Genomic DNA, 12,551 nt, shown 5'->3' with positions numbered 1-12,551 from the left:
GCCTGCGATGGACCTGAACTTCACCCCCGAAGAAGAAGCCTTCCGCAGCGATGTGCGCGCCTTCCTGGCCGACAAGCTGCCCGTGCGGCTGTCGGAGAAAGTGCGCGGCGGCAAGATCCTTGAGAAGGCCGACATGCAGGAGTGGCACGCCATCCTCAACGAGCGCGACTGGCTGGCCAACCACTGGCCCGAGCAGTACGGCGGCCCGGGCTGGACGGCAGTAGAGAAGTTCATCTTCGAGAACGAATGCGCTCTGGCCTTCGCGCCGCGCATCGTGCCCTTCGGCGTGAACATGCTCGGCCCGGTGCTCATCAAGTACGGCAACGAGGCGCAGAAAAGCTACTGGCTGCCGCGCATCCTGAACGGTGCCGACTGGTGGTGCCAGGGCTATTCGGAACCCGGCGCAGGCTCCGACCTGGCAGCCGTGAAGACCTCGGCCGTGCGCGGCATCGACGCGCAAGGCGACCACTACATCGTGAACGGCCAGAAGACCTGGACCACGCTGGGCCAGCACGCCAACATGATCTTCTGCCTGGTGCGCACGAATCGCGAGGCGAAGAAGCAGGAAGGCATCAGCTTCCTGCTGATCGACATGAACTCGCCCGGCGTGGAAGTGCGCCCGATCATCACGCTCGACGGCGAGCATGAAGTCAACGAGGTGTTCTTCTCCGACGTGCGCGTGCCCGCCGAGAACCTCGTGGGCGAAGAGAACAAGGGCTGGACCTGCGCCAAGTACCTGCTGACCTACGAGCGCACCAACATCGCGGGCGTGGGCTTCTCGGTGGCCGCGCTCGAACAGCTCAAGGGCATTGCCGCCACGCAGACGAAAAACGGCAAGCCCCTGGCCGAAGACCCGGCCTTTGCAGCGCGCATGGCGCGCGTCGAGATCGACCTGGAGAACATGAAGACCACCAACCTGCGCGTGATCGCGGCGGTGGCCGGCGGCGGTGTGCCCGGCGCGGAAAGCTCGATGCTGAAGATCCGCGGCACCGAGATCCGCCAGGAAATCTCTTCGCTGGCCCGCCGCGCGATGGGCGTGTACGGCCGCCCCTTCATCGCAGAAGCGCTGAAGGACGGCTTCACGGGCGAGACCTTCGGACCAGCTTATGCATCGGCTGCCGCCTCGCGCTACTTCAACAACCGCAAGCTGTCGATCTTCGGCGGCTCGAACGAAATCCAGAAGAACATCATCAGCAAGATGATCCTGGGCCTGTAAGGAGACATGCAATGAACTTCGAACACACCGAAGACCGGCGCATGCTCGCCGACAGCCTGAACCGCTTCATCACCGAGCAGTACGCGTTCGACGCGCGCGACCGCATCGCGAAATCGGAGCACGGGTTCAGCAAGGAAATCTTCCAGCAGTTCGCCGAACTGGGCGTGATTGGCGCGCTGTTCAGCGAGGCCGATGGCGGCTTCGGCGGCGGCGGTTTCGACATCGCGGTGGTCTTCGAGGCACTGGGCCGCGGCCTGGTGGTAGAGCCGCTGCTGGGCGCGGTGATGGTCGGCGAGGCGATCAGCGCCACCGGCACCGACGCGCAGAAGGAAAAGCTCGGCGACATCATCAACGGCGTGACCGTGGCAGCCTTTGCGCACGACGAGGCCGACACGCACTACGAGCGCACGCGCGTGGCCACCAAGGCCGAGCGCAGTGGCGATGGCTGGGTGCTCCACGGCGCCAAGGCTGTCGTGCCGCAGGGCGAGCAGGCCGACCTGTTCCTCGTCTCCGCCCGAACCTCGGGCAAGGTGGACGACGAAGCCGGCATCTCGCTGTTCCTCGTGCCCGCGAAGACGGCAGGCCTCACGGTGCGCGGCTGCCCCGCCATCGACGGTGGCCGTGTCGCCGAACTCTCGTTCGACGGCGTGAAGCTGGGCGCCGATGCACTGCTGGGCACCGAAGGCCAGGGCCACGCTACGCTGGAACGCGCCATCGGCCGCGGCGTGCTCGCACTGTGCGCCGAAGCGCTGGGCGCGATGGAGGCGGCCAAGACCGCGACGCTGGAGTACCTGCGCACGCGCAAGCAGTTCGGCACGCTGATCGGCAGCTTCCAGGCCCTGCAGCACCGCATGGCCGACCTGCTGCTGGAGATCGAACAGGCCCGCTCGGCCGTCATCAACGCCGCGGCAGCCATCGACACCGGCGACCGCCTGACGCGCGAGCGTGCGCTGTCGGCCGCCAAGTTCAGCATCGGCCGCATCGGCGCGCTGGTGGCGGAAGAAAGCATCCAGATGCACGGCGGCATCGGCATGACGTGGGAGCTGCCGATGCCCCACTACGCCAAGCGCCTCGTGATGATCGACCACCAGCTGGGCGACGAAGACCATCATCTGCAGCGCTACATTGCCCTTGGCAAAGAGTCCGGCAAGGAGCTGGCGGCATGAGCGAAAACAAGACCGTGCTGATCTCGCAGGAAGGCGCCGTACGCATCCTGACCAACAGCAACCCCGGCGCACGCAACGCGATCACGCCGACGCTGTACGCCGAGCTGTCGGTCGCGCTTGCCGACGCACAGAACGACCCCGAGGTCGGCGCCATCGTCTTCACCGGCGCGGGCGACTTCTTCTGCTCAGGCGGCGACCTCAACCTGCTGGCCAAGCGCCGCGAGCTGCCCGCCTCGGAGCGCCGCGAGAAGCTCGAAGGCCTGCACGACCTGATCCGCGCGATCCGCGATTCCGGCAAGCCCGTGATCGCGGCGGTCGAAGGCGGCGCAGCCGGTGCTGGACTGTCTATGGCGCTGGCCTGCGACATGCTGGTGTCGGCGCGCGACGCCTTCTTCACCGTCGCCTACGTCAAGGTCGGCCTCACGCCGGACGGCGGCGCCACGGCCTTCCTCTCGGAGTTCGTCTCGCGCCAGGTGCTGACCGAGATGTGCCTCACCGGCGACCGCATGCCGGCCGAGCGCCTGCACGCGCTGGGCGCGGTCAACCGCCTGACCGACAAGGGCGCGGCGCTGGCCGAAGCCATCGCGCTCGCAGCCAAGGTGGCAAGCGGCCCGCAACGCGCGAGCGCCCGCATCAAGACGCTGTGCCGCCAGGCACACCGCGCCACGCTGGAAGAGCAGCTCGACGCCGAGGCCGTGTTCATGGTCGAGTCGCAGGCGGATGCTGAAGCGGCCGAAGGCATCGGCGCGTTCCTCGGCAAGCGCAAGGCCGACTTCGTCGCGCTGCGCCGACAGAAGCAGGACGCGTCCTGACACGCGCCGTGCTCACCCTTCCAACCTCTTGCACGCAGGTGCGGAGGTTTTTCGTCTTTCTGGAGCTGCCATGTCTTCGCTGAATTCCTCGCTGCCGCTTGCCGGCGTGCGCGTCCTCGATCTGTCCCGCATCCTCGCGGGCCCCTGGTGCGGCATGGTGCTGGCCGACATGGGTGCCGAAGTCATCAAGGTGGAGCACCCCGGCCGCGGCGACGACACGCGCGACTGGGGCCTGCGTGTCGGCAAGACCGAGACCGCCTACTTCAACAGCGTGAACCGCAACAAGCGCTCGGTCACGCTCGACCTGCAGACGCCCGAAGGCCAGCAGCTCGCGCGCGACCTCGCGAAGCAATGCGACGTGGTGATCCAGAACTTCAAGTTCGGCGGCATCGACAAGCTGGGCCTGGGCTACGAACAGCTGAGCAAGGAGCAGCCGGGCCTCATCTACTGCTCGATCTCGGGCTACGACCGCACCGGCCCCGAAGCCGCACGGCCGGGTTATGACCTCGTGGTGCAAGGCGAAGCCGGCCTGATGGCGCTGAACGGCGAAGCCAACCAGCCGCCGCTGAAGTTCGGCGTGGCTGCCGTCGACCTGTTCACCGGCATGTACTCGGCGCAGGCCATCCTGGCGGCGCTGTACCAGCGCGAGAAGACCGGCAAGGGCCGGCATGTCGAGATGGCGCTGTTCGACTGCGGCCTGATGATCACCGCCTACTACGGCCTCGAAGCGCTGCTGATGGGCGAAGACCCGCCGCGCTACGGCAACTCGCACCCGTCGATCGTGCCCTACGGCGTGTTCGATGCGGCCGACGGCCCGCTGGTCATCACGGTGGGCAACAACGCGCAGTTCGCACGCTTCTGCACCGACGTGATCGAACGGCCCGACCTCGCTGCCGACGAGCGCTTCAAGACCAACATCCTGCGTTCGGCCAACCGCGCGGTGCTGCTGCCCGAGCTGCACGCCGAGCTGGCGAAGCGCCAGCGCGCCGACCTGCTCGCGAAGCTCACCGCCTCGGGCATTCCGTGCGGCGAAGTGCTGGGCCTGCTCGAAGCGCTGCAATCGAAGCGGGCGACCGATGCCGGCCTGGTCACCACGCAGCCGCACCCGGTGGCCGGCACGGTCAACGTGCTGGCGCCGCCCTACCGTTTCGACGGCGAGCGCCTGCCAGTGCGCAGCGCGCCGCCCACACTGGGCGAAGGCACGCACGACGTGCTGCAGTCCCTGCTCGGCCTGTCGGATGAAAAGCTGGCCGCGCTCAAAACAAGTGGCGTCGTCTGAAGAAGACAGACGCCCGCATTTCCAAAGTAGACAAGACCCAATGGCATCCTTTTCTTCCCTTCGCAGTTCCCTTCGCAGTCCCGTTCGCCGCGCCCTTCTCGCACTCGCCTTGCCCCTGGTGGCCGGCACCGCCTTCGCGCAGGCCTGGCCCGCCAAGCCGATCACGCTGATCGTGCCCTTCCCGCCCGGCGGCCCGACCGACGTGGCCTCGCGCATCGTGGCGCAGAAGATGTCGGTCGCGCTCAAGCAGAGCATCGTGATCGACAACCGCAGCGGCGCATCGGGCACCGTGGGGGCTGCTGCCGCGGCCCGCGCCGCGCCCGATGGCTACACCTTCGTGATGCTGGCCACGCCCACGCTGCTGGCCTCGCACCTGTACGGCCCCACCGGCTACGACATCTTCAAGAACTTCACGCCCGTGGGCTCGGTGTACGACCTGCCGATCGTGCTGGTGGTCAACCCCAAGTCGCTGCCCGACGTGACCGGCGTGCAGGGCCTGATCGCCAAGGCCAAGGCCGAAGGCGGCAAGCTCAACTACACGAGCGCGGGCGCCGGTAGCTTCGGCCACCTGACGACCGAGCAGCTGAAGACCATCGGCAAGTTCGACATGCAGCACGTGCCCTACCGCGGCAGCGCGCCGGCCGTCACCGACCTGATCGGTGGCCAGGTGCCCGCGATGTTCTCCGACCTCGTGGGCGTGCTGCCGCACATCAAGGCCGGCAAGCTGCGCGCCATCGCGGTCGGCTCGGGCCAGCGCGTGAGCCTGCTGCCCGATGTGAAGACGGTGGCTGAGCAAGGATTCCCCGGCTTCGACGCAACCTCGTGGGGCGGCCTGCTGGCGCCGGCCGGCACGCCCAAGGACGTGATCGACCGCATGAGCGCCGAACTCAAGACCGCGCTGGCCGACAAGGAAGTGCAGGACAAGCTCCAGAGCGTCGGCACCTTCTCGGCCTACCGCACGCCCGAGCAGACGGGCGTGCGCATGCGCGAGGACTTCGAGCGCTGGGGCAAGGTCATTCGCGACAACCACATCACGAACCAGTAAAACTGGCCGGGCCGGCAGGGCGACAACACCAAGGAGACAAGACATGACAGACAAGCACGACAACAACTACAGCACCCCCGTCGGCGCGCCCTTCCGCCCCGCCCTTCCCGTTCGCAGCCTCGCCGACATCCGCAAGCTCGAAGAGACGCCGCTGGAGCAGGCGCTCACGGTGCGCAGCACCTACGAGATCTTCCGCAACGCGGGCCACGCCTTCGGCGACAAGACGGCGCTGACCTTCCTGCGCACCGGCAACCCGGCCGACGAACCCATTCGCTGGTCGTACGCCGAACTGCTCGCGCGCATCCACCAGACCGCGAACATGCTGCACACGCTGGGTGTGGGGCCTGACGACGCGGTGGCGGTGCTGCTGCCCGGTTGCCTGGAGTACCACCTCGCGCTGTGGGGCGGCGAGGCGGCCGGCATCGTGCAGCCGCTGAACCCGCTGCTCACCGACGAGAAGCTGGTCGCACTGATGACCGCGGGCCGCGCCAAGGTGCTGATCGCCTACGGCTCGGACAGCGAATCGGGCATGTGGTCGAAGGCGATGCGCCTGCGCGGCCAGGTGCCGACGCTGACCACGGTGCTGCGCGTGGCGCCGCACGACGAGGCACCCGGCACTGCCGGCACGCTGCCTGAAGCAGGATCGGACAGCGCGACCGCGCTGCCGGGCGTTGCCGAGTTCGACGTGCTGCGCGCCGCGCAACCCGACGACCGCCTCGTGAGCGGCCGCGACATCGCGCCTTCCGACATCGCCGCCTACTTCCACACCGGCGGCACCACGGGTGCTCCGAAGCTTGCGCGCCACAGCCACGGCGCGCAGGTGTTCACGGCCTGGGCCAGCGTGCAGGTCGCGGGCATGAACGAGAACGGCATCTCCATCAACGGCTATCCGCTGTTCCACGTGGCGGGCGTGCTGCCGGCCTCGCTGTCGTCGCTGTCGGCCGGTGTGGAAGTGATCATTCCGACGCCCTCGCTGCTGCGCAACAAGGAGGTGCTGGCCAACTACTGGAAGCTGGTGGCGAAGTACCGCCCGACCTCGCTGTCGGCCGTGCCTACCGTGCTCGCGGCGCTGGCCAACGTGCCGCTAGCCGGCGCGGACATTTCATCGATCACCTACTGCCGCACCGGCGCCGCCGTGCTCGCGCCCGAGCTGGCCGCGCGCTTCGAGCGCCTGTTCGGCCTGCACGTGCACGAGAGCCTGGGCATGACGGAGATGGCCGGCATCTCGACCATCACACCGCCGGGCGTCGACGGGCCCGCCGGCTGCGTGGGCTTTCGCCTGCCCTACATGCAGATGCGCGTGGTGGCGCTCGACGAGAACGGCAACGCCAGCGACCGCGAGGTGGCGCCCGGCGAACAGGGCATGGTGCTGTTCAAGTCGCCCAACGTGTTCTCCGGCTTCGTGGACCCGGCCGACAACGCCAAGGCCTTCACGGCCGACGGCTGGCTCGCGACCGGCGACCTGGGCTGGATCGACAGCGAAGAGCGGCTCAACCTCACGGGCCGCTCGAAGGACCTGATCATCCGCAGCGGCCACAACATCGACCCCAAGACCATCGAGGACGCGCTGGGCGCGCATCCGGCCGTGCAGCTGTGCGCCGCGGTCGGCGCGCCCGATGCCTATGCGGGCGAACTGCCGGTGATCTTCGCGACGCTGGTGCCCGGCGCCTCGGCAACGGAAGAAGAGCTGCTGGCCTTCACCGCCGAGCGCGTGGACGAAGCGCCCGCAAAGCCCAAGTGGGTGTCGGTGATCGAGACCATGCCGATGACCAACGTCGGAAAGATCTACAAGCCCGAGCTGCGCGCGATGGCCGCACGCCAGGTGGTGAGCGCGACAGTCGTCGAGGTGTGCGTTTCGCTCGGCCTGCCCGAGGCCGCGCGCCCCGTCGTCAAGACCGAAGGCGAGAGCCTCGTGCGCGTGCTGATCGACAACGCGGCAGCGGGCGCACTGGCCGCATCGCTTCAGGAGCGGCTGCAGAAGGCGCTGGAGCCGCTGCCCTTCAAGACGCGCATCGGGGCGCAGTGATTTTTGAAACCAAGACAGAGAGACAGAGACAAGCCATGACCATCCGCCTTCCGAACCGCCGCGCCCTGCTGTGCGCCGCCGCTTCCGTCGCCACGCTGTGCGCGCTGCCTGCGGCAAATGCCCAGACCGCCTACCCCAACAAGCCGATCCGCATGGTCGTGCCCTTCGCCGCCGGCGGCGCCACCGACGTGCTTGCGCGCGTGATCGGCCAGAAGATGTCGGCCGGCCTGGGCCAGCCCGTCATCATCGACAACAAGCCCGGCGCGGCCGGCATCATCGGCACCGACGCGGTCGCCAAGGCTGCGCCCGATGGCTACACCATCGTGCTGGGGCTGAGCAATTCGCTGATGACCAACGAGTTCTTGTACGAGAAGCTGCCCTACGACACACAGCGCGACCTCACGCTGGTCTACCAGATCGCGATGGCGCCGCTGGTGCTGGTGGTGCACCCGAGCGTTCCCGTGAAGACCGGCCCCGAGCTGCTGAAGTACGTCACCGCCAACAAGGGCAAAGTGGCCTACGGCTCGTACGGCGTGGGCGCATACCCGCACCTGGCTGGCGCGCACATGAGCCTGGCGACGCAGTCCGACATGAACCACGTCGCCTACAAGGGCGAGGCGCCGATGATGCAGGACCTGATCGGCGGCCAGATCCAGATGGCTTATGCCAGCGCGCTGGTGGCCAAGCCGCACATCGACTCCGGGAAGATCCGCGCCATCGGCGTGAGCGGCGAGCGCCGCATGAGCACGCTGCCCAACGTGCCTACGCTGGCAGAGCAGGGCCTGAAGGACGAGGCCTACCGCGTGACGGGCTGGCTCGCCATCGCAGCTCCTGCAAAGACACCGAAACCCATCGTGAACCGCATCGCCGAAGAAGTGCGCAAGGCCACGCAGCAGCCCGACGTGCGCGAACGCGTGGCAGCCATGGGCTTCGAGATCAAGGACAGCTCGCCCGAACTCTTCGCTACCGCCTGGAAGGCGGAGCGCCCGGTGTGGGAGCGCCTCATCAAACAGTCGGGCGCCAAGCTCGAGTAATCCATTTCTTCGTCATTCAAAGGAACAGCCATGAAAGTTCTTGTGCCCGTGAAACGGGTCGTCGACTACAACGTGAAAGTGCGCGTCAAGAGCGACGGCACCGGAGTGGACATTGCCAACGTCAAGATGAGCATGAACCCCTTCGACGAGATCGCCGTTGAAGAAGCCGTGCGCCTGAAGGAAAAGGGCGTGGTCACTGAAGTGATCGCAGTCTCCTGCGGTGATGCCAAGTGCCAGGAAACCCTGCGCACCGCCATGGCCATCGGCGCCGATCGCGGCATCCTCGTGGAAACCACCGAAGAACTGCAGCCCCTGGCCGTGGCCAAGCTGCTCAAGGCGCTGGTCGACAAGGAGCAGCCGTCGCTCATCATCCTGGGCAAGCAAGCCATCGACGACGATGCCAACCAGACCGGCCAGATGCTGGCTGCCCTGGCTGACCTGCCTCAAGCCACCTTCGCCTCCAAGGTTGACCTGGCGGCCGACAAGGTCACCGTGGCACGCGAAGTCGACGGCGGCATGGAAACGCTGACGCTCACGCTGCCGGCCGTCATCACCACCGACCTGCGCCTGAACGAGCCGCGCTACGTCACCTTGCCCAACATCATGAAGGCCAAGAAGAAGACGCTCGACGTCTTCAAGCCTGAAGACCTGGGCGTGGACGTCAAGCCGCGCCTGAAGACCCTGAAGGTCTCGGAACCTCCGAAGCGCGGTGCCGGCATCAAGGTGCCTGACGTTGCAACGCTGGTGGACAAACTGAAGAACGAAGCGAAGGTGATCTGAACATGACCGCACTTGTTATTGCCGAACACGACCACGCGACCGTCAAGCCCGCGACCCTGAACACCGTGACCGCTGCGCTGGCTTGCGGTGGCGATGTCCACGTGCTGGTGGCCGGCGCCAATGCCGCCGAAGCCGGCAAGGCCGCCGCACAGATCGCGGGCGTTGCCAAAGTCATCGTGGCCGACAGCCCCAGCCTTGCGGAAAACCTGGCAGAGAACGTCGCAGCCCAGGTGCTGGCGATTGCTGCCAACTACAGCCACATCCTGTTCCCCTCGACTGCCAACGGCAAGAACGTCGCGCCTCGCGTGGCTGCCAAGCTCGATGTGGCCCAGATCTCTGACATCACCAAGGTCGACAGCCCCGACACCTTCGAGCGTCCGATCTATGCCGGCAACGCCATTGCCACGGTGCAGAGCAGTGATGCAACCAAGGTGATCACCGTGCGTACGACCGGCTTCGATGCCGCAGCAGCCACGGGTGGCAGTGCAACCGTCGAAACGGCCGAAGGCGTCGCAGACAGCGGCAAATCGAGCTTCGTGGGCCGAGAAGTCACGAAGAGCGAACGCCCCGAGCTGACCGCAGCCAAGATCATCGTTTCGGGTGGCCGTGCTCTGGGCAGCGCCGAGAAGTTCACCGAAGTGATGGCCCCTCTGGCCGACAAGCTCAACGCAGGCCTTGGCGCCAGCCGCGCAGCCGTCGACGCAGGCTACGCCCCCAACGACTGGCAAGTGGGCCAGACCGGCAAGATCGTCGCGCCGCAGCTGTACATCGCAGCAGGCATCTCGGGCGCCATCCAGCACTTGGCCGGCATGAAGGACTCCAAGGTGATCGTGGCGATCAACAAGGACGAAGAAGCCCCGATCTTCTCGGTGGCCGACTACGGCCTCGTGGCCGACCTGTTCACGGCTGTGCCGGAACTGGTGAAGGCGCTGTAAGGGGTCTTCGACGATGAAGACCCGCATCACCGAACTGCTCGGCATCCGCTACCCAATCATCCAGGGCGGCATGCAATGGGTGGGCCGCGCCGAGCTGGCCGCGGCCGTGTCGAACGCCGGGGGCCTCGGCATCGTTACCGCGCTGACGCAGCCCACGCCCGACGACCTGCGCAACGAAATCGCGCGCACCCGCACGTTGACCGAAAAGCCCTTCGGCGTGAACCTCACGATCCTGCCGGCGGTAAAGCCGCCGCCGTATGCCGAGTACGTGCAGGCCATCATCGACAGCGGCATCAAGATCGTGGAGACCGCGGGCAACAGCCCGAAGGACTTCATCGAGGCGTTGAAGCGCCATCACGTGAAGATCGTGCACAAGTGCACCTCCGTGCGCCATGCGCTGTCGGCAGAGCGCAATGGCGTCGATGCCGTATCGGTCGACGGCTTCGAATGCGCGGGCCATCCTGGCGAGGACGACGTGCCCGGCCTTGTGCTGCTGCCCGTGGCGGCGCGCAAGCTGCGCATTCCGATCATCGCGTCGGGTGGCATTGCCGACGGGCGCGGCATGGCGGCTGCGCTGGCGCTAGGCGCCGAGGGCGTGAACATGGGCACGCGCTTCTGCGTGACGAAGGAAGCGCCGATCCACGACAACATCAAGCAAGCGCTGGTCGCTGCAACCGAGCGCGACACGAAGCTGATGTTCCGCACCCTGCACAACACGGCGCGCGTGTTCCGCAACGCCATCTCCGAAGAGGTGGTGGCCACGGAGAACCGCCCGGGCGGCTGCGAGTTCGAGGACGTGCGCCCGCTGGTGGCTGGTGCGCGGGGCCGTGCGGCGCTGGAGTCTGGCGAGGTGCACAACGGCGTGGTCTCGGCCGGGCAGTGCATCGGGCTGATCGACGACATTCCGACTTGTGCCGAGCTGCTCGAGCGCATGGTGCGTGAGTGCCGGGAGCATCTGGAGCGGGCGCGGGCCTGGATGGACTGAAGCTTTTGGATTGCATCGGGGGGCGCTCACGCCGACGGGGTACCTTGCTCCGCGAATGTCCCCCGGCCTTCGGCCTCCTCCTTTATTTCGCTGCGCAAGGCACCCCGCCAGCGTGAGCGGTCAGTGCCGCTGCGGAAGCTGCATTTGTTGGCGGTCGCTGGGACTTCATGCTGCATTGAGCGGCTGCTTTGCCCAGTTCTTCTCTAGAGTGGATGCCCCTGTCACTCGATACCCCACCAAGGGAAGAAGAAAGGCGCAACACACCAAGCCACCACTGAGATGTTTGAAGGCTGCTTGCCTCGCGGCAGGTTGTCGGTGCGAAAGCAGCGATGCAAATGCGAGGTATCAAAAGGCGACGGCCAAGGTGTTACTAGCACCCCAGCCGTCTAACCAAGTTCGTGCACACCCCCTAAAGGAACCGCACAAAAATGGCTACTAAGACTATAGCCCGGCCTCACACGCCGGTAGCTTCCGAAGACAACGCCCAAGACCCGGCGGATCTTCTCGAAAACACCCTCTCTCAACTCGAAGCTCTACTGTGGGTCTGCCACGGGGAAGACATCGACTGGTGCAGCGGGGATGGGCCTCGACGATTGGACAACCTGCTTTGGCTTGCGGCTGAACTGGCTCGCAAGGCGGGGGAGCTGTTTCAGATGAGCGAGAAGGCGCGGCGCGGGGCGCTTGAGACCGGCAGTTAGTGGCTGGTCTGCGGGCTGCGGGTTCGCGGCCCGCCTAACGAACGAGGGCTTTGGGGTGCCACCCGAGGACGAAGTACTTCCCGCGGCGCTCGCGCGATCGGCACAATGCGGCCACAACAGGACTATTACGTTGTTCACGCTAGGAGCACTCATTGAGCCTGCCTGATACGAAAGAGGCCATTCGCCGTCGGCTCTTCATCGCAGCTGTTCGCAGCGGCAACCAGACGCCGCAGTTTGGCTTTCAGCTCTGCCCCAACTGCGGCGGCCGAGGCTCCATTTGCATGGAGCGAGAAGTGGGTGAGCGTTGGAGTGCGGCATTCGAGGAGTGCCCGGAATGCCAAGGTGAGACCATAGTCCCTACATAGCAACTCAAGTGATAGAGCCGATCTAAAAGCCCCGCGGCGCGTCTGCTTTTGAGTCGCTGCTACTTCCGCTCAGGGCCCTTCGCGACGACAACGCGTCCGGCTACAGTCGGCCAGAAGCATCGGTGATCGGGCGGGTTGATTGACCTGCGGAGTTCTCTTCCTAGACTCGTAAATCCACTACGAAGGAGAGCTTGAATGACCTACTTCACC

Annotated in this window: 10 protein-coding genes; all 10 read left to right on the top strand. The window is 66.4% G+C overall.

Features of this window, described 5'->3' with window-relative positions:
* Positions 1–7 precede the first annotated feature (7 nt).
* The 10 genes from BMW87_RS21385 (at position 8) to BMW87_RS21340 (ending at position 11,278) form a co-directional block, all read left to right on the top strand.
* Positions 8–1,216 carry an acyl-CoA dehydrogenase family protein gene (locus BMW87_RS21385; RefSeq protein ID WP_093078519.1) on the top strand — a complete coding sequence of 403 codons (1,209 nt, stop codon included), beginning with the start codon at positions 8–10 and terminating at the stop codon, positions 1,214–1,216.
* Between the two features lie 11 nt (positions 1,217–1,227).
* Positions 1,228–2,382: an acyl-CoA dehydrogenase family protein gene (locus BMW87_RS21380; RefSeq protein WP_093078518.1), complete on the top strand. Its 1,155-nt coding sequence runs from the start codon at positions 1,228–1,230 to the stop codon at positions 2,380–2,382.
* Positions 2,379–3,194: an oxepin-CoA hydrolase, alternative type gene (locus BMW87_RS21375; RefSeq protein WP_093078516.1), complete on the top strand. Its 816-nt coding sequence runs from the start codon at positions 2,379–2,381 to the stop codon at positions 3,192–3,194. The genes BMW87_RS21380 and BMW87_RS21375 overlap by 4 nt, the downstream gene beginning before the upstream one ends.
* Positions 3,195–3,264: 70 nt before the next feature.
* On the top strand, positions 3,265–4,473 hold the full coding sequence (locus tag BMW87_RS21370; RefSeq protein WP_093078515.1) for a CaiB/BaiF CoA transferase family protein: 1,209 nt from the start codon (positions 3,265–3,267) through the stop codon (positions 4,471–4,473).
* A 40-nt stretch (positions 4,474–4,513) separates the two neighbouring features.
* On the top strand, positions 4,514–5,518 hold the full coding sequence (locus BMW87_RS21365; RefSeq protein ID WP_093078513.1) for a Bug family tripartite tricarboxylate transporter substrate binding protein: 1,005 nt from the start codon (positions 4,514–4,516) through the stop codon (positions 5,516–5,518).
* 43 nt (positions 5,519–5,561) lie between these two features.
* Positions 5,562–7,544, top strand: a complete 1,983-nt coding sequence (locus BMW87_RS21360) for an acyl-CoA synthetase (protein WP_093078512.1) — start codon at positions 5,562–5,564, stop codon at positions 7,542–7,544.
* Positions 7,545–7,579: 35 nt separating this feature from the next.
* A complete protein-coding gene (locus tag BMW87_RS21355; protein ID WP_093078511.1) occupies positions 7,580–8,578 on the top strand; it encodes a Bug family tripartite tricarboxylate transporter substrate binding protein in 999 nt (332 codons plus the stop codon).
* A 30-nt stretch (positions 8,579–8,608) separates the two neighbouring features.
* Positions 8,609–9,358: an electron transfer flavoprotein subunit beta/FixA family protein gene (locus tag BMW87_RS21350; protein ID WP_093078509.1), complete on the top strand. Its 750-nt coding sequence runs from the start codon at positions 8,609–8,611 to the stop codon at positions 9,356–9,358.
* 2 nt (positions 9,359–9,360) lie between these two features.
* Positions 9,361–10,293, top strand: coding sequence for an electron transfer flavoprotein subunit alpha/FixB family protein (locus tag BMW87_RS21345; protein ID WP_093078508.1), 933 nt, complete (start codon positions 9,361–9,363; stop codon positions 10,291–10,293).
* A gap of 13 nt (positions 10,294–10,306) precedes the next feature.
* Positions 10,307–11,278: an NAD(P)H-dependent flavin oxidoreductase gene (locus BMW87_RS21340; protein WP_093078506.1), complete on the top strand. Its 972-nt coding sequence runs from the start codon at positions 10,307–10,309 to the stop codon at positions 11,276–11,278.
* Positions 11,279–12,551: the final 1,273 nt, after the last annotated feature.

The organism is Variovorax sp. OV084, assembly GCF_900111625.1.
Classification (GTDB): domain Bacteria; phylum Pseudomonadota; class Gammaproteobacteria; order Burkholderiales; family Burkholderiaceae_C; genus Variovorax.
Note: the sequence above shows the minus strand (reverse complement) of the source record. Positions and strands in the feature narration are given on the sequence as shown.